Source organism: Onishia niordana (assembly GCF_004798965.1).
GTDB lineage: Bacteria > Pseudomonadota > Gammaproteobacteria > Pseudomonadales > Halomonadaceae > Onishia > Onishia niordana.
Genome location: NZ_SDSD01000003.1, coordinates 112,194 through 129,203 on the forward strand (window position 1 = coordinate 112,194; position 17,010 = coordinate 129,203).

The following is a 17,010-nucleotide window of genomic DNA, read 5'->3' on the forward strand; positions in this document are numbered from 1 at the left end:
AGTCGACCATCACGATGATGGAGCGGGAAACGAGATTCGAACTCGCGACCCTCGCCTTGGCAAGGCGATGCTCTACCACTGAGCTATTCCCGCCTGACTCGAGGACGAATTATACGTATAAATGCGTAAGTGTCAACTGCTTATGTGCTGCCATCATCAAATTCTAAGATCACATTGAGTCAGAGAGGTGTGGCCATGCGGCTCGCAGGTATTGCAGCATCGACCAGAGTGTTAGCGCGGCTGCCAGATACAAGGTGACGATACCCGCTTGTGCGATCAGGCTGCTCTGGGGGAAGCCAAGCAGCAGTAGCAAGGCAACCATCTGCAATGTGGTCTTTATCTTGCCGATGGATGACACGGCCACGGTGCCTCGTTTACCCATTTCAGCCATCCATTCACGCAGTGCGGAAATGACAATTTCCCGTCCGATGATGATCAGCGCGGGTAGGGTAAGCCACGCCGCATCGTAGCGCTCAATCAGCAAGGCAAGGGCGACGGCGACCATTAACTTGTCCGCTACCGGGTCCAGGAAAGCACCGAAGGGGGTGCTCTGATTCCAGCGCCTGGCCAGGTATCCGTCAAGCCAGTCGGTAATGGCGGCAAGCCCGAACAGTGCCGCCGACACCAACATGCTCCAGCCATAGGGCAGGTAGAAGATGACCACCAACAGCGGGATGAAAGCGATTCTGGCCAGTGTGAGAATGTTGGGGATGTTCATCGGAGCGCCGCTTGTCCTTGCCTGATGTCTGAGGGCGACCATTCTATATGTCCGCCGGACGATCATCCATGCAGCGCTTGATGAATCGTCTTCGCCATGTTGTCGCTGATGCCTGGCACCCGGGCGAGTTCTTCACGGCTAGCCTGGCGAACTCCCTGCAGTCCACCAAAGAAGCGCAAGAGTTCCCGTCGGCGCTTGGGGCCAACGCCGGGAATGTCCTGAAGTGTCGAGGTCCGCCTGACCTTGTCTCGTCGTGCCCGGTGACCTGCGATGGCGAATCGGTGGGATTCATCACGGATATGTTGGACCAGATGTAGGGCGGGCGAACTGCCTTCAAGGCTTAAACTCTGGTCAATCGTCTCGACGAAGAGTGTCTCTAGACCGGGCTTGCGGGTGGTGCCCTTTGCCACACCGATCAGTCCCACGCCCGTTACACCGAGCTCGTTGAAGACGTCGCGGGCCATGTTGAGCTGCCCTTTGCCGCCATCGACAAACAGAAGATCCGGCCGTTTTCCTTCGCCTTCGGCGAGGCGCTTGAAACGTCGGGTGAGTGCCTGCTGCATGGCGGCGTAGTCGTCACCCGCGGCAACGCCTTCGATATTGAAGCGCCGATAATCCGATTTCACCGGGCCGTCATGATCGAATACGACACAGGAAGCCACGGTGGCCTCGCCATGGCTGTGGCTGATGTCAAAGCACTCCAGGCGCTTGGGGACTTCGTCCAGGCGCAGTGCATCGCGTAACGCTTCAAAGCGTTTGGCCAGCTGGGTTTGATTGGCCAGCTGGCTGGCCAGGTGCTGCTCGGCGTTGGTCTGAGCCAGCTGCTGCCACTGAGCGCGATGACCACGCACGCGGTGAGTCAGCCGGATTTGACGTCCGGCCTGCTCGGCAAGCACGCCCTGCAGTAGTTCGGCGTCCGCCAACGGGTGTGAGGTGATGATCTCGGCGACGGGCTCATGAACTTGCCCCAGGTAGTATTGGCTGATGAACTCGGTAAGAAGCGCTTCGGGCCCTAAGTCGAGACCGTTGTCCGGTGTGTGGTGGCGTGCGCCAAGCATGCGGCCTTCGCGAACAGTCAGGACCGAAACGCACAGTGCGCCTGGGCGCTGGGCAAGCGCGAAGACGTCGGCGTCTCCGCCATCAGTGTCGACATACTGCTGATGTTGCAAGCGGCGCAGCTGCTGGATCTGATCGCGAAGCCGGGCCGCTTCCTCAAACTCAAGGGATTGGCTGGCAGCTTCCATTTTCAGGTTCAACTGCTCGGTGACTTCTTCGCTCTTGCCCTGCAGGCACATCACCGCATGTTCAAGGTCACGCCGGTAGCCGTCCTCGCTGATATACCCTACACAGGGGGCGCTACAGCGTTGGATCTGATATTGCAGGCAAGGGCGTGTACGGTTGGCGAAAACGCTGTCCTCACAGTTGCGAATGCGGAAAATCTTCTGCATCAGCGATAGCGTTTCACGCACTGCGACACTGCTCGGATAGGGACCCAGATAGCGCCCATCATCACGTCGATTGCGGGCCCGTTTGTATTCCAAAGCGGGGTAGGGGTGACGGTCGCTGACGAACACGAAAGGGTAAGATTTATCGTCGCGCAGCAAGATGTTGTAAGGCGGACGCAGTTCCTTGATCAGCGTCTGCTCGAGTAGCAGTGCCTCTGTCTCGCTGTGGGTGACGGTTACCTGAATATCGGCGATCCGGGCCACGAGTGCCTGGGTCTTGGTGTTCAGGGCGCCACGGAAATAACTGGCCAGGCGAGCGTTCAACCTTTTGGCCTTGCCGATGTACAGCGTGTCGCCCTTGTCATCGAACATGCGGTAGACGCCGGGCGATTGGCTGATGTTTTTCAGAAAGTGCTTGGCGTCGAAAGTCATGGGTTATTGTGCTTCACGAGTGAAACATCAGCATACCAGAACCCGTAAAGGTGGCGGTTTATGCGTCGTTCTGGTAACCGTCGACTAGCCCGTGACGTAACCCTAGGTGAGTCAGTTCGACGTCCGAGTTCACACCGAGTTTCTCGAAAATACGATAGCGGTAGGTGTTGACGGTCTTCGGGCTCAGGAAGAGGCTATCCGAAATGTCGCTGACTTTCTGGCAGTTGACGATCATCACCGCGACTTGGAGTTCGCGTTGTGACAGGTCGTCGAAAGGGTTGACCGGGGCGTCGAGCTTGGAAAGCACCAAGCGCTGGGCGATGGCGGGGCTGACGTAGCGCTTACCGGCGAACACCGTGCGGATGGCCTGGATCATCTCTGGTGTTTCGGCGCCCTTACCGATAAAGCCACAGGCACCCACATCCAGTAGACGTTGGGCGAAGGTTTCCTCGAGGAAGGCCGTCAGCACGAGGACGCGACAGTCCTCCATGGACTTGGCAATCTTACGTGTCGCCTCAAGACCTCCGATACCTGGCATGCGGATATCCATCAGCACGACATCGGGGTGTAGCTGACGCGCTTTGGCAACCGCATCTTCGCCATCGGCGGCCTCACCCACTACTGTGATGCCATCTTCTGCGTCGAGCAGGTGGGCAATGCTGGTTCTAACCAAATGATGGTCATCGGCGATGAGAACCTTGATCAAAATGCCTCCCAGGTGTCCGTGGGCGAAAGGTGGTCACAATCGGTGGAAAATGCGCGGTGCCAGAATAAGATCATTAGATTACATTAATTTACTCAATTCGGCGATGAGCGCGATCAACATGTGCTATCAACCGGTTTTAGGTTGGCCGTCTTTTTATGTGGTCATTGCTAATGCTGGGGCGAAAAACAGTTGACGATACCTAACCCCTTGTATAATATACGTCTCGTCTTCAGGGGAATCCGCTGAAGATCTTGCTGATGATGCCAGTTTGCAAGCCAGCGCTTGTTGATTGTGGGCAACATCATAGTACAGCAAATTGGGGCCTTAGCTCAGCTGGGAGAGCGCAACACTGGCAGTGTTGAGGTCAGCGGTTCGATCCCGCTAGGCTCCACCATAAGAATTGCTAAAAACGCCGAGAACCCTGTTCTCGGCGTTTTTTTGTCTCTATTTTTACGTATTCATGTCGATGGCGTGGTTGGCAAGGGTGGCCGGCAACACCGTAAGGCTGCCACCGGCCTTCACTAGTCTCAGTTCTCGACGCGACCCAGTAGCATAAATTCCAACAGCGCCTTTTGGGCATGCAGGCGATTGCCGGCTTCTTGCCAGACTACTGCGCGCGAATCATCAAGCAGGGTGGTGCTGATCTCTTCGCCACGATGTGCCGGCAAGCAGTGCAGGAAAAGTACGTCCTGGGCGGCCAGGTCGAGCATCGCTTCGGTGACCTGGAAACCGGCAAAATCGGCCTCGCGCTTCGCTTGTTCCTCTTCCTGGCCCATGGAAGCCCAGACGTCGGTGGTCACCAGGTCGGCGTCTTTCACCGCGGCCATCGGCTCGCGGTGGATGGTCACTCGATCGCCGGCGGCATTGAGGATGTCCTGGCGCGGCTCGTAGCCCTCGGGGCAGACCACCCGCAGGTTGAAGTCGAACTGCCGTGCAGCATTGATCCAGGAGTGGCACATGTTGTTGCCGTCACCGATCCACACGGCTGTCTTGCCGCTGATATTGCCGCGCAGCTCGCTCCAGGTCATGACATCGGCCAGCAGCTGGCAGGGGTGGTAGTCATCACTCAAGGCATTGATGACCGGCACGCTGCTTGCCGCGGCAAATTCTTCGAGGCCCGAATGGGCAAACGTGCGGATCATTACCGCATCGACCATCTCCGAAAGCACGCGAGCGGTGTCGCCGATCGGCTCGCCGCGGCCGAGCTGGGTGTCGCGCGGCGACAGGAAGAGGGCGTGACCGCCGAACTGCGCCATGGCCGTCTCGAAAGACACTCGGGTGCGGGTCGAGGATTTCTCGAAGATCATCGCCAAGGTGCGGTTGGCGAACGGCGTGTAGGTGGGGCCGTGCGTCTTGAGGCCATTCTTGATGGAAATGGCGCGACGCACCAGATGCGTCAGCTCCTCGGGAGAGAGGTCTAGCAGGGTCAGGAAATGGCGTGTCGCCATGAGGTTACTCCGCGCGCAAAACAGCCATCCTAGCCAGCCGCTTTGCATCACGCAACGCGCAAGGGTGGGTGAGTCGTTGTCAGGACTATATTCGTCCAGCCACCATCAGTAGAATGATGACGACACCTAGCATAGATCCAGAAGGAATTCTTCATGAGCACGACAGTCGAGAACATCCAGCAGCAGATCAGCGAAAACCCGATCCTGATTTACATGAAGGGAACCCCCCAGCTGCCGCAGTGTGGTTTCTCTGCACAGACCGTTCAGGCCCTGATGTCCTGCGGTGAGCGCTTTGCCTTCGTCAACGTGCTCGACAACCCGGATATCCGTGCCGAGCTTCCCAAGGTCGCCAGCTGGCCGACCTTCCCGCAACTGTGGGTCGAAGGCGAGCTGGTCGGTGGCTGCGACATCGTGGTGGAAATGCACCAGAACGGCGAGCTCGAGACACTCGTCAAGGCCGCTGGTGAGCGTGCCAAGGCCAATGAAGAAGGTGGTAGCCAGTAAGGGCCCTTACTTGAGTCGTTCGCGGCACTAGCGTCTCGGCACAACGTAAGTCGGTACAAGGAAAGCCCCGTCAGCTTAGCTGGCGGGGCTTTTCAATGCGTGACACCTTTTCTGCGACTATTCCTATAGAGCTGGTCCAGCCGATGGCCTATGCGCCAGCCATATCATGGACGACTGCAGAGCTAGAGCTCGTCCATACCCTGTTCACGCTGGGCCAGGTTCCAGCCGCCGAGATCCTTGAATCGGTTGACGATCGAGCAGAACAATTCAGCGGTGCGCTCGGTATCGTAGCGCGCCGAATGGGCCTCGGTGTTGTCGAACTCAATGCCGGCGGCGCGGCAGGCGCGAGCCAAGACGGTCTGCCCGTAGACCAGGCCCGACAGGCTTGCGGTGTCGAAACTCGAGAACGGATGAAAGGGATTGCGCTTGATATTGCAACGGCTGACGGCCGCATTGACGAAGCCGTGATCGAAGGCTGCATTGTGACCCACGAGTATTGCGCGGGTGCAATTATGCGCTTTGATGGCCTTGCGCACGGGCCGGAATATCTCGTTCATGGCCTCCGACTCGCTCAGCGCAACCCGCTTGCGAAGCGAATCATTGAGATTGATACCAGTGAAATCAAGCGCCGACTGTTCGACGTTGGCGCCTTCGAAGGGAGTGACGTGGAAGGCATAGGTTGCGTCCGGAATCAGATTGCCGTCCGGGTCCATGCTCAGCGTTACGGCAGCGATCTCGAGGATCGCATCACCCTTGGCATCGAAGCCTCCTGTTTCCAGGTCCACCACTACCGGCAGAAAGCTGCGAAATCGCTGAGCCATCAGACCTTGGGCGCTCGCCTCGCTCATGCACCTCTCCCTTACCAAAAATGAAAATCTGCGTCGGCATCGGCTGACGAATGCGCGAGAGTCTACCATCTTTGTCGGCCATGCGCCCCGCCCGGGCGGTATTCTCGGACGCTCATCAGCGCTATACTTGGTGCCTACCTCACGATGTTAATGGTCACGACGCCCCGGTGTCGTGCCTCAGCACACAACAAGCGAAGGAGCCCAGAATGTCCGATGTCAAAAAGGTCGTTCTCGCCTATTCCGGCGGCCTGGACACGTCCGTTATCGTCAAATGGTTGCAGGAGACCTACGACTGTGAGGTGGTGACCTTCACGGCCGACATCGGCCAGGGCGAGGAAGTCGAGCCGGCGCGCGCCAAGGCAGAGGCGCTTGGCGTCAAGGAAATCTATATCGAGGACCTGCGCGAAGAGTACGTGCGCGATTACGTCTATCCGATGTTTCGTGCCAACACCATCTACGAAGGTGAGTACCTGCTGGGTACCTCGATTGCTCGCCCGCTGATCGCCAAGCGCCTGATCGATATTGCCAACCGGACCGGTGCCGACGCTATTTCCCATGGTGCGACCGGCAAGGGCAATGACCAGGTGCGCTTCGAGCTCGGCGCCTACGCGCTGAAGCCGGGCGTCAAGGTTATCGCGCCGTGGCGCGAGTGGGACCTCAACTCTCGCGAGAAGCTGATGGCGTATTGCGAGCAGCACCAGATTCCGGTCGATTTCTCTACCAGCAAGAAGAAGTCGCCGTACTCCATGGACGCCAACCTGCTGCATATCTCCTACGAAGGCGGCAACCTCGAGGATCCGTGGGAAGAAGCAGAAGAAGACATGTGGCGCTGGAGCGTTTCCCCAGAGGCCGCGCCGGATACTCCTACCTACATTGAGTTGACCTATGAGCAGGGCGATATCGTCGCCATCGATGGCGAGACTCTGAAGCCCCACGAGGTCCTGTCCAAGCTCAACCAGCTGGGCGGCGACAACGGTATCGGCCGTCTCGACATCGTCGAGAACCGCTACGTGGGCATGAAGTCTCGTGGCTGCTATGAAACACCGGGCGGCACCATCATGCTGCGCGCGCATCGCGCCATCGAGTCCCTGACCCTGGACCGCGAAGCGGCCCACCTCAAGGACGAGCTGATGCCCAAGTACGCCGAGGTCATCTACAACGGCTACTGGTGGAGCCCGGAGCGCAAGATGCTGCAGGCCGCCATCGATGAGACCCAGAAGGACGTTTCCGGCGTGGTGCGCATCAAGCTCTACAAGGGCAGCGCTACCGTCGTCGGTCGCAAGTCCGACCAGTCACTGTTCGATGAGTCCATCGCGACCTTCGAGGATGACGCCGGTGCCTACGATCAAAAAGATGCAGAAGGCTTCATCAAGCTCAATGCCCTGCGTCTTCGCATCGCTGCCGGCAAGGGCCGCGACCAGAGCTGAGATTCACCGTCAGGGCGCTTGACCGGCCCTGATTCTGTGGAGCGCGGTGCAGTGAAAAGGAGACAGCATGCTTAAGAAACTCTTCCCCGGGCTATTTGGCGCAGGAGAAGCCGCCAAATCTCGTGAGGCCGAGCCAGTCGAGTATCGGGGCTATCTGATCGTCTCAGATCCCCGCGACACCGGTGGTCAATATCGAGTGAGCGGTTATATTCGCAAGCCGGTGACCGGTGGCGAGACCCTTGAGCACCGCTTCGAGCGCTCTGACGTGGTATCGGGTCGCGAAGCCTGCGATGAGCTGATGGTGCGCAAGGCTGAGCGGTTTATCGATGATGTCGGTGACGACATGTTTACGTCGCGCTGACGCCCCACTGCAACCGTTTAACGGTGATCGCTACGATGCCGCTGCCTATTGGCAGCGGCATCGTCGTTTCTGGAGGAGCCACGGGGCGTTGCCATCCACGTCATTGCACCAAGAGAGAGGGCAAACCTGACCTACACTTGATAAGCAGAGCCGCTGCAGCGGAGCCCCTATGCGTCTCCTATATCGACACTCGCCATGGCGTACGCTTTTTACCGGCGATGCTCTCCCGGATCCTGCCAGTTTGTCGCCCTTATTGGCACCGCTGGCTGATGCCTTGAGTCGGTTGGGTCCTACACCTAGCCTAGCGGCGGCCAGAGCCTGGCAGTGTGAACTGGTAGATGCGCTTAAGCGCCTGGATCTGCCGGCCTGGCGCATCAGTCAGATGATCAGCGATCACGATCAGGGGCTCTATCGGCAAGCCATCGCCATGTCGCTCGACGAGATGCAGGCGTCTGGTTGGGGCCCGCCGCCCCGACCGTTCTGCGTGCTGGTGCTTGGTTCCGTGGCCCGCCATGAGAGCCTATTAGCCCCGGATCAGGACAATGCCATGATCATTGCCGATTACCCGGATGCCCTGCATACCCAGGTTGACGGCTATTTCCAGGCCCTTGGCGAGCGCTTTACCGACCACCTGGCCAGTGCCGGTCTGCCCCTTTGCCAGGGCCACGTCATGGCGCGCTTTCCAATGTGGCGCAAGCGCCTCTGTGAGTGGGACGCTCAACTGGCGATCTGGAGTGCTGAGCGCCGGGTCAAGCGGGTCCAGCAGACCAATATCTTGCTGGACTTCGCACCGGTGTACGGCGATGAGGCCCTGGCCATTGCGCTGCGAGACCGTGCCTTGAGCCGGTTGAAGCAAGCTGGCGGTTTTCTCGACGAAATGGCGAGTCTGCTTGCTGAGACGCCGGTGGCCCTGGATCGGCTCGGACGGTTGCATGGTGATGACAAGGAAGCCCCCCAGCATGGTGCCCTGAATCTCAAGCGCCAGGGGCTGATGCCGCTTGTGAGTGCTGTTCGGCTGCTGAGCGTGTTGCATGGTTGTCGCAGTGTCGACACGCGCCTGCGCCTTACCGAACTGGTCAGTGCTGGGGTGCTTCAGTGCGAAGAGGCGCTGACCTTGCATGCGGCCATGAGTCGATTGCAGTCATTGTTGCTAACGACCCAGCATCGCCGCCTCGGCGCGGGCGGCCTTGCTGACAACTGGATTGTGCTTGGCGAGCTCGATGAGACCGAGCGGACGTTGTTACGTCTCGATCTGAAGGCTATTCGTCGCCTGATGGGGCAAGCCAGGGCCGGGACTGGTGGCTCGTTGCACTAGACCATGTTACTAGGCCATATCTCGCTGTTGTTTCCACGCCTGTTGGTTCTCAACTTTCTAGCTAGTCGGGGGGTAGAGGTGTCTCGGTGGCCAGCATGGTCTTATCCTGAGGTGCCTCGGGCAGTTCCATGATCAGGCTGGCACCACTCAGGGTGGTGGCGTCCTCGACCCACAGCCGTCCGCCTGATTGCACCACGATGCCGCGGCTAATCGGCAGTCCAAGGCCGCTCCCTCTCGGGCGTCCACGGCTTTGCCCACTGGCGGTACTGTGTTGCTCAAGTTGGTGAAACTTCTCGAAGACGCGTTCGCGATCCGCCGGAGCAATACCGCGACCATTGTCTTCGATGCTCAGCCGAACGTGCCCCTGATGGCGCGCCAGTCTCAATAACACGACGGGCGACGTGTCGGCGGCAAACTTTGCGGCATTGTCGATCAGATTGATGATCACCTGCTCGAGACGGTCTGAATCACCTATCACCCACGCCTCATCGAGATCGATGGTCACCTTAAGCTTAACGCCACGCTCCTCGATCGGATGCTGCACGGCAGCCAGGCCCTGGCGGGTCAGGGCGACCATTTCCAGAGGATGTGGCTGCAGCGTCAGGCGTCCGGATTCTAGTCGTGCCAGGTCCAGCATCTCCTCGATGAGTCGCGACAGGCGCTGGCTTTCGAGTACTACGACCTCGAGGAATTGAGTGCGCTTGGCTTCAGGCATGTCCCGGCTATCGCGCAAAATTTCGGCGAAGGCTCGGATCGATGTCAATGGGGTGCGCAGTTCGTGGCTGACCATGGCAACGAACTCGTCCTTGAGCCGGTCGAGTTCACGAAGACGTTCATTGGCGCCGCGCAGCTCCTCACCGATGCGCGCGAGTTCTCGGGATTTTTGCTCCAGGCGGCGATTGTACTCGAGTGTCTGAGACGTGGTGTCGAGGATGCTTAACACGGCCTCCATATCCAGCGCCTCGCCGCGCACTACCGATGTGATCAAGAGCCTGGCTGAAGCGCTGCCAAGTGCGCCTGCCAGAGCTTGTTCGGCCCGAGCGATAAGTTGCGGCGAGGCCGATTCCTCCATGCCGTTCTCTGGCGAGCCGATACCAGCGGCGGTGCTTATCTCAATGCGGCCGCGATCATGGGGGGCATCCACTGTGGCCAGCACCCGCGCGGTAGAGGCCGTGCCCAGATAGCGTCTGAGCAAGTCATGCAGTGCGCCGCGAGTGGTTTGGCCTTGCCATAGAGGAGGGGTATCTACGCCTTCCGTCCGCGCATCAGCGAAGAGCGCCGCCTGCGTCTGCTCAAGATGGTTTTGACGGGTGAACAACGAGAGGCCAACCAGCACGCCAATGTTGGCCATGAGACTCCACAGCAGCGAGTGGCTGTAGATGTCCAGGCCGTCGAGACCAAATAGCGCATAGGGGCGAAGCCAGGCCAGTCCGAAGAGGCCTTCTTCGAGAAAACTGAGGGGCAACCAGCCCGACTGGGCGAAGCCGGGCAGCAGCAGGGTGTAGCTCCAGACCGCCATGCCGGCAAGCATGCCGAGCCCGGCGCCAAGGCCGCAGGCGCCTCGCCAGTAGAGTCCAAGCAGCAGGGCGGGAGCAAACTGGCTGACGGCCGCGAAGGAGACCAGCCCGATGGTCACCAGGCTGTAGGAGTCGCCAATCAGGGCATGGTAGAGATAGCCCATCATCAGAATCAGGGCGATAGCGCCACGGCGGATGCCAAGCAACCAGACAGAGAGGTCGCTGTGCAGGCCCTGGTAACGCTTCGTTGTCCGCAGCAACAGCGGCATGACAAGCTGATTGCTGACCATGGTTGAGAGTGCAATGGTCTCGACGATGACCATGCCGGTGGCGGCCGACAGCCCGCCGATGAAGACAAATAGCGATAGGCCCTCGCGGCCGGCGGACAGCGGCAGGGTCAAGACGAAGCTGTCCGGGTCGCCGTCGCTTCCCATCAAAAGTAGGCCGGCCAGGGCAATCGGAATCACCATCACGTTGATGACCAAGAGGTAGAGGGGGAACAGCCAACTGGCTCTTGTCAGGTGGCGCTCGTCGACGTTTTCGACCACCAGAACCTGAAACTGGCGAGGCAGGGTGAAGAAGGCCAGAAAGGCGAGCAACAGGGTGCTGACCCAACCGAGCGCCCCTCCCGGTACCGCTGAGAGGCTCAGTGCATTCTGCAACGGTGGATGTGAGGCGGCTCGGGTGAATAGGTCGACCGGCCCCTCGAAGAGAACGAAAACGGTGAAAAGCCCCACCGTCAGGAAGGCGATCAACTTGACCAGTGACTCCACGGCGATCGCCGCCACCATGCCTTCATGACGTTCGCTGGCATCCAGATGCCGAGTCCCGAAGAGCATGATGAAAACGGCTAGCACCAAGGCGACCCAGAAAGACTTGTCACTCAGGAAGCCTGCCGTCGATGCCGGTCCGCCAGGGGCGACGGGATAGTCCATCAGCACTGCATGGCTCAGGGTGATTGCCTTGAGCTGAAGCGCAATGTAGGGGGTGATGCCGATCAGAGCGATCAGTGCCACCAGCGCACCCAGCCGACTGCTCTTTCCGTAGCGCGCGCTGATGAAGTCGGCGATCGAGGTGATGCGCTGGGCCCGGGCAATGCGGATCATCTTGCGAATGACCAGTGGGCCGGACAGCATGGCAAGCGTCGGTCCCAGATAGATCAGCAGGAAGCTGGGACCGGCCTCGGCGGCGCGACCGACACTGCCGTAGAAGGTCCAGGCGGTACAATAGACAGCGATCGACAGGGTATAGACGAGAGGCGAAGCGATTACCGAGCGGCCCTGCTCGGCGCGGCGGTCGCCCCAGGCAGCGATCACGAACAGCAGCGCCAGGTAACCGAACGCCGCCACGAATACGCCCACTTCAGCGCCCATATCGAAGGCCTCCATGTATGACGCTCATTCTTCTGGTCTTCTCTCCAGAAGCCAGGCGGCCAGCCCGATGACGAACGCCCAGGACACGAACAGGTAGGCAGCGAGCCAGGAAAAACTGCCGTCGACTGACTGATCGGCGAGCAGGATCAGGGGGGGCGTGAATAACAAGGCGGCCAGTATGACAAGCGCCAACAGGCGTTGGACGCGACGCGACTTCAACATGCGCTGGCGTCCTCCCGGTCAAGGGCGCTTGACTGCAACGCCAGGGCATCGGTGAGCGTATGAATACCGCGTGCTGCCAAGCGTGTCCTCATGGCAAGCCACAATTCGGCGGTGACCCTGGCATCACCAAGCGCGGTATGACGAGTGCCTTCGGCGAAACTCAAGGCGTAGCGGCTGGCCAGACTGTCGAGATCATGGCCATCGATAGAAGGGTCCAGGGCCCGCGAGAGCAGCAGGGTATCGAGGACCGGCATGTCGAGTGTGACTGCGGCCCCCGGGGGCTGCAATGCCAGCAGGTCGAAGGCGGCATTGTGGGCCAGTATCACCGCATCACCCAGGTAGTCGCGAAAGCGTGGCAATGCCTGGCTCAGGGGGGGCGTGCCCCGCACGTCAGCATCGGTCAGACCGTGAATGGCAGTGCTTGACGGCGGAATCGGTCGGCCCGGATCGACGCGTACGTCGAAGGTATCATCAGCCAGCAGGCGGCCGTTGACGATCCGACATGCCCCGATGCTGATGACCTTATCGCCCTGTCGCAGGGCAAGCCCAGTGGTTTCGGTATCGAAGGCGACGATTTCGAGCGTAGCCAGCGGGCAGGCGGCCACCTCGGCACCGGGAGGCGGCAGGTCGGCAATGCCGAAGTCATGGAACTCTGGACGTGGGGGCAAGCGGGTAAGTGGCGCACCGACCCGGTCGACGGCCGGCAGAGGCAGGCGCAACCTGGCATGGCGGCCATCCTTGTCCTGAAGGCTCCAGATGTCGCTGGCATGCTGATGGAGCAGGTTCTCGATGCTGGGTGACAGCGGTAGGGCCTGGAGGCGCAGGGCTTTCCAACGTGAAAGCTGTTGCTGGCTCAGAGGCTTGCCCAACCAGATCAGGTCCAGGTAGACACGCTTGTTGCCCAGGCACACCTCGGTGTCCAGCTGGTGCGCTTCGGTCAGGTCGGCAAGACGCGTTGCCAGCACTTCAAGCATCACCAGCAGGGCGGGGGCATCGGCCTTGAACCAGGCCGGCATACCGATAGGCGTCAACACCAGCGACGTGCTGTTCAGGTGGTCATTGAGCGCCTGCCACAGATCGTTCGACCAGAGAGGCGCCAGTCGTTCGCCCTGGCGTTGGAGCGCCTCGAGCGCCTCGCCGAGACAGTCGATTTCCTTACCGAGCGCCTGGCTTTCTTCGGCGATGATACCCTCGAGACGCTTGCTGAGGGCTGGACCTAGTTCCACGGTGGCGCTTGATGCCTCGTATGTCGGTTTTAGCTGGCTCAGGGCCTCGGCGGCACTGGACAGGCTCGCGCCATGGCGGCGCACGGTCGTCAGGCACTCTGTGAGGCGTGCTCGGTTATCCATCTCGCAGTGCCAGGCAGCGGTGCTGTCGGTCAGGGTGATCAGGGTCTCGTGATCACTGTTGGGTACACGCCGCAGGTTGCCATGAAGCCAGCGGTCATCCAGCGGGATCAGCAGTTCTCGAGGTGCGCCGTCGGCGGGTAGACGGTCGATGGCCTCCGACAGGCTGGCAAGGTCGAACAGGCCATCCAGTCGCTTACCAAGCCCAAGGCCCGGGTGATCGGCAAACAGCGCCTCGGCGGCATGATTGAACAGCAGAAGGCGGCGATGACGATCGCAGAGCAGCAGAGGGGTCTCAAGCACCTGCAATAACGCCTCGAGTTCCTGACGAATGCGGGCTGCGCCGCGCGCACCTTCGGCATGGGCATCGGCGAGCTGCGAGCGGTCCTGACGCCAATGTTCGCGAAGCCTAAGGAGATCCGGTCCCAGGCCGCTTAGCCAGCCTTCGGGGCGATAGTCATCGCGGGCATCGGGGTTGGCCACCATTCGTGCCACCTGCACCTGAAGGTGGCGAAGGGGGGCAAAAAGCTGACGCTCAAGGATCAGGCCCAGCACAGACACCAGGCTGGCCGCCGCCAGGCATCCCCCCCAAAGAGCAATGCGCTCAATGCCTAATGGGTCCAGTCGGCTCTGAAGCCACAGCGCCAGAAAAGCGCCACCGAACAGGCTCAGGCCACTGATCAGCAACCATGCGCCGATCAGGCGCTGGCGCCTGGGTGGCCCCGCCTTGGCCGTCATGGTGTGGCCTCATCGAGCAGGACCTTGACCTTATCGACCAGCGCTTGGGTCGAAAAGGGCTTGGTAATGTAGTCATCGGCACCGAGAGCCAGTCCCTTCTCACGCTCCACCTCCCGACCGTGAGCGGTGAGCATGATAATCGGCAGGCGTGATGTGGCCGTGTCGGCACGCAGCCGCTCAAGGACATCGAAGCCGCTGATGCCGGGCAGGCTGATGTCGAGCAGCACGAGATCCGGCGGTATCTCGGCGATATGGGAAAGGGCGCTCTCGCCATCCTCGACAGTGATCACCTCGAATCCGGCCTGCTGCATCAGAAACTCCAGCGACAGGAGAATGTTCGGCTCGTCATCCACTACTAGCACCTTGGCCATTGAAAAGCCTCCCTGTGATCAACGTTGTGCTCGAAACGCTGTGCTCGAGGGGCGTCGTTCAAAGCGCCGCGCCTTTCATGAGTCTAGTTGGCGAACAAGAGACTGAAAGACGACCTTGGCAGGAGCTGATAGGCTGCTGGAACGCTTGTTTGACGCGCCAGGTTCGAAATCGCGCCTATCTGCAATGACGCCTATTTGCCTGTCAGGAGACAACGATGATCGAAGTGCACCATCTGGAGAACTCTCGCTCCCAGCGAGTGATCTGGCTGCTCGAGGAGCTTTCCGTCGACTACAAGGTGATTACCTATCGGCGCGATCCCAAGACCATGCTGGCGCCGGCATCGCTAAAGCAGGTTCATCCGCTGGGCAAGTCGCCGGTGATCGTCGATACCGAAAGTGACGACGTGGTAGCCGAATCCGGCGCGATCATCGAGTACCTGCTCGAGCGATTCGACGACGGCCAGTTGCTGCCTGCTGCCGGTACCGAAGAGCGTCGGCGCTACCGCTTCTGGTTGCACCATGCCGAGGGCTCGGCGATGCCCCCGTTGGTGATGTCTCTGGTGTTTTCGCGCCTCGACAAGCCGCCGGTGCCGGCCTTGATTCGCCCCATCGCGCGGCTGTTGGCCAGTGGGGTGAAGAGCAAGTTTCTCGACCCGCAGATCCAAGACCTGCTTTCTTTCTGGGAAAACGCCTGCGGTGAACATGCCTGGCTGGCGGGTGAGGCTTTCAGCGGTGCCGATATCCAGATGAGTTTTCCGTTGCTGGCCCTAGAAGGGCAGGGACGGCTCGCGGACCACCCCCGGCTGACTGACTTGCTGGCGCGTATGCGCAATCGCCCGGCGTATCAGCGGGCAGTGGAGCAGGGCGGTGAGTTTTCGATGGCAGAGTAGTGCCGCGTTATTGGTCTGTCGGGATCATGAAAAAGGCCGCCGAGCATGCTCGGCGGCCTTTCCTGTTGCGGGTGCCCCATCCTGAATGGCGTGACATGACACCGTCAGTGATGCTGTGTCCTTAGCTGACCGGCCTCATTGAATTCAAGGCGACGACTTCGCCCGGCGAACAGGGTGAAAATCACCGCGAGCATCAGGATGGCGCCCAGCATCAGGCAGACCTGAGGCAGGGTGGCGCCGCGATCCAGCATGATGCCGATACCCAAGGGGCCCATCGCTGCCAGGCAGTAGCCAATGCCCTGAGCCATGCCGGACAGTTTACCGGCAAGACGCGAGTTGCCGCTTCGCAGCACCACTAGCGTCAGTGCGATGCTGAAACAGCCGCCCTGGCCCAGACCCAGCAACACGACGCCGGGCCACCGGTACTCGAGCGGGCCCAGCAACAGCACCATCATGCCGGCGCCATTGAGCAGAAGCATCAGTAGCAGGGCGGGACGCTGGTCGCGGCCAAGGCGGGCTAGCCAGGGGGCGGCGAGGGCCGAGACGAGTTGAAACATCACTGACATGGCCAGCAACCAGCCAGCCTCCTCTTCACCAAGCCCCCTGCGCTGCAGCAACACGGGTAGCCAGCCGAAGACGATATAGGCAAGCGATGACATCGACCCCATCAGCAGCGTGACCTGCCAGGCCAAAGGGCTTTTCAGCAGCCGGGCCTTGGGCATGGGTGTGGCGACGGCGTTGTCTGCCGGCCAGGGGTGTGGCATGCGCCATCGCCAGCCAATCAGTGCCAAGAGGGCTATCAGCGCCCAGCTGCCCAGCGCCAGACGCCAGCTGCCCAGGGCATTGGCGAGTGGAACACTGACACCGGCCCCAAGCCCGCCACCCAGGCATAGCGCCATGGTATAGACGCCCGTCATCAGGTCCGCGCCCTTGGGCAACTCACGCTTGACCAAGGCGGGTAACAGGCTTCCGGCGATACCGATGGCACCACCTGCCAGCAAGGTGCCGAGAAACAACAGCCAGATAGCGTCAAAGGCTCTCAGTGCGAGCGCTATCGCAAGCATCAGCAATGCCAGAGACAGGGCGCGCTCGGGGCCGACACGCTTGGCAAGCCATGGCGCTAATGGAGCAAAAAGTCCCAGGCAGATGACGGGCAGGGTGGTCAGGGCTCCGATGCTGGTAGGCGAAAGACCGGTGTCCGCCTGGATACGGGCAAGCACAGGCGAAAGCGAAGACAGTGCCGGGCGCAAGTTAATGCCGACCAGCATCATCAGTAACAGAAAACCCAGTAGCGATGCGCGGTTATGGGGCGTGTTGGACATGATGATTAGGCTTTATCAATATTTGAA

General features: G+C 60.3%; 15 protein-coding genes and 2 tRNA genes. 6 read left to right on the plus strand and 11 right to left on the minus strand.

Annotated elements, in window-relative coordinates; translation table 11 throughout:
- Positions 1–18: 18 nt before the first annotated feature.
- From ETC27_RS07185 to ETC27_RS07200, 4 genes are all read right to left on the minus strand, one after another.
- Positions 19–93 (minus strand) — tRNA-Gly (locus tag ETC27_RS07185).
- Between the two features lie 76 nt (positions 94–169).
- Positions 170–718: a CDP-diacylglycerol--glycerol-3-phosphate 3-phosphatidyltransferase gene (gene pgsA, locus ETC27_RS07190; RefSeq protein WP_136254331.1), complete on the minus strand. Its 549-nt coding sequence runs from the start codon at positions 716–718 to the stop codon at positions 170–172.
- Positions 719–780: 62 nt separating this feature from the next.
- Entirely contained in the window at positions 781–2,595 is a 1,815-nt protein-coding gene (gene uvrC, locus ETC27_RS07195) for an excinuclease ABC subunit UvrC (RefSeq protein ID WP_136254332.1), read from the minus strand.
- 58 nt (positions 2,596–2,653) lie between these two features.
- A complete protein-coding gene (locus ETC27_RS07200) occupies positions 2,654–3,301 on the minus strand; it encodes a response regulator (protein WP_136254333.1) in 648 nt (215 codons plus the stop codon).
- Positions 3,302–3,619: 318 nt separating this feature from the next.
- Here ETC27_RS07200 and ETC27_RS07205 point away from each other — a divergent pair.
- Positions 3,620–3,695: transfer RNA gene (locus tag ETC27_RS07205), tRNA-Ala, on the plus strand.
- Between the two features lie 133 nt (positions 3,696–3,828).
- Here the strand turns inward: ETC27_RS07205 and argF are convergent.
- Complete coding sequence (argF, locus tag ETC27_RS07210) at positions 3,829–4,749, minus strand: ornithine carbamoyltransferase (protein WP_136254334.1); 921 nt, start codon at positions 4,747–4,749, stop codon at positions 3,829–3,831.
- A gap of 153 nt (positions 4,750–4,902) precedes the next feature.
- On the opposite strand from argF, the gene grxD reads away from it, so the two are divergent.
- Complete coding sequence (grxD, locus tag ETC27_RS07215) at positions 4,903–5,253, plus strand: Grx4 family monothiol glutaredoxin (RefSeq protein ID WP_136254335.1); 351 nt, start codon at positions 4,903–4,905, stop codon at positions 5,251–5,253.
- Positions 5,254–5,435: 182 nt separating this feature from the next.
- Here the strand turns inward: grxD and rnt are convergent, their stop codons facing one another.
- On the minus strand, positions 5,436–6,101 hold the full coding sequence (gene rnt, locus ETC27_RS07220) for a ribonuclease T (protein WP_136254336.1): 666 nt from the start codon (positions 6,099–6,101) through the stop codon (positions 5,436–5,438).
- An 80-nt stretch (positions 6,102–6,181) separates the two neighbouring features.
- On the opposite strand from rnt, the gene ETC27_RS07225 reads away from it, so the two are divergent.
- The 3 genes from ETC27_RS07225 to ETC27_RS07235 all read left to right on the plus strand — a co-directional run bounded on the left by ETC27_RS07225 (position 6,182) and on the right by ETC27_RS07235 (position 9,204).
- Positions 6,182–7,528 (plus strand): argininosuccinate synthase, encoded by a 1,347-nt coding sequence (locus tag ETC27_RS07225; RefSeq protein WP_340162680.1) that lies wholly within the window; start codon positions 6,182–6,184, stop codon positions 7,526–7,528.
- Between the two features lie 67 nt (positions 7,529–7,595).
- Positions 7,596–7,889 carry an HlyU family transcriptional regulator gene (locus ETC27_RS07230; protein ID WP_136254338.1) on the plus strand — a complete coding sequence of 98 codons (294 nt, stop codon included), beginning with the start codon at positions 7,596–7,598 and terminating at the stop codon, positions 7,887–7,889.
- Positions 7,890–8,058: 169 nt separating this feature from the next.
- The gene (locus tag ETC27_RS07235; RefSeq protein ID WP_136254339.1) at positions 8,059–9,204 is read left to right on the plus strand and encodes a DUF294 nucleotidyltransferase-like domain-containing protein; all 1,146 of its coding nucleotides are present in this window, start codon (positions 8,059–8,061) and stop codon (positions 9,202–9,204) included.
- 61 nt (positions 9,205–9,265) lie between these two features.
- On the opposite strand, the gene ETC27_RS07240 is transcribed toward ETC27_RS07235, so the two are convergent.
- Genes ETC27_RS07240 through ETC27_RS07255 form a run of 4 tightly spaced genes read right to left on the minus strand, consistent with a single transcriptional unit; the run spans position 9,266 to position 14,771 of the window.
- Positions 9,266–12,094, minus strand: a complete 2,829-nt coding sequence (locus tag ETC27_RS07240) for an ATP-binding protein (protein ID WP_136254636.1) — start codon at positions 12,092–12,094, stop codon at positions 9,266–9,268.
- A gap of 24 nt (positions 12,095–12,118) precedes the next feature.
- Positions 12,119–12,316 (minus strand): hypothetical protein, encoded by a 198-nt coding sequence (locus ETC27_RS07245; RefSeq protein ID WP_136254340.1) that lies wholly within the window; start codon positions 12,314–12,316, stop codon positions 12,119–12,121.
- On the minus strand, positions 12,310–14,400 hold the full coding sequence (locus ETC27_RS07250) for a 3'-5' exonuclease (RefSeq protein ID WP_136254341.1): 2,091 nt from the start codon (positions 14,398–14,400) through the stop codon (positions 12,310–12,312). The genes ETC27_RS07245 and ETC27_RS07250 overlap by 7 nt, the downstream gene beginning before the upstream one ends.
- On the minus strand, positions 14,397–14,771 hold the full coding sequence (locus tag ETC27_RS07255) for a response regulator transcription factor (RefSeq protein ID WP_136254342.1): 375 nt from the start codon (positions 14,769–14,771) through the stop codon (positions 14,397–14,399). Before ETC27_RS07255 ends, ETC27_RS07250 begins: the two co-directional genes overlap by 4 nt.
- A 215-nt stretch (positions 14,772–14,986) precedes the next feature.
- On the opposite strand from ETC27_RS07255, the gene ETC27_RS07260 reads away from it, so the two are divergent.
- Positions 14,987–15,661, plus strand: coding sequence for a glutathione S-transferase family protein (locus tag ETC27_RS07260; RefSeq protein WP_136254343.1), 675 nt, complete (start codon positions 14,987–14,989; stop codon positions 15,659–15,661).
- A gap of 104 nt (positions 15,662–15,765) precedes the next feature.
- On the opposite strand, the gene ETC27_RS07265 is transcribed toward ETC27_RS07260, so the two are convergent.
- Entirely contained in the window at positions 15,766–16,983 is a 1,218-nt protein-coding gene (locus ETC27_RS07265) for an MFS transporter (protein WP_240724843.1), read from the minus strand.
- Between the last annotated feature and the right edge of the window lie 27 nt (positions 16,984–17,010).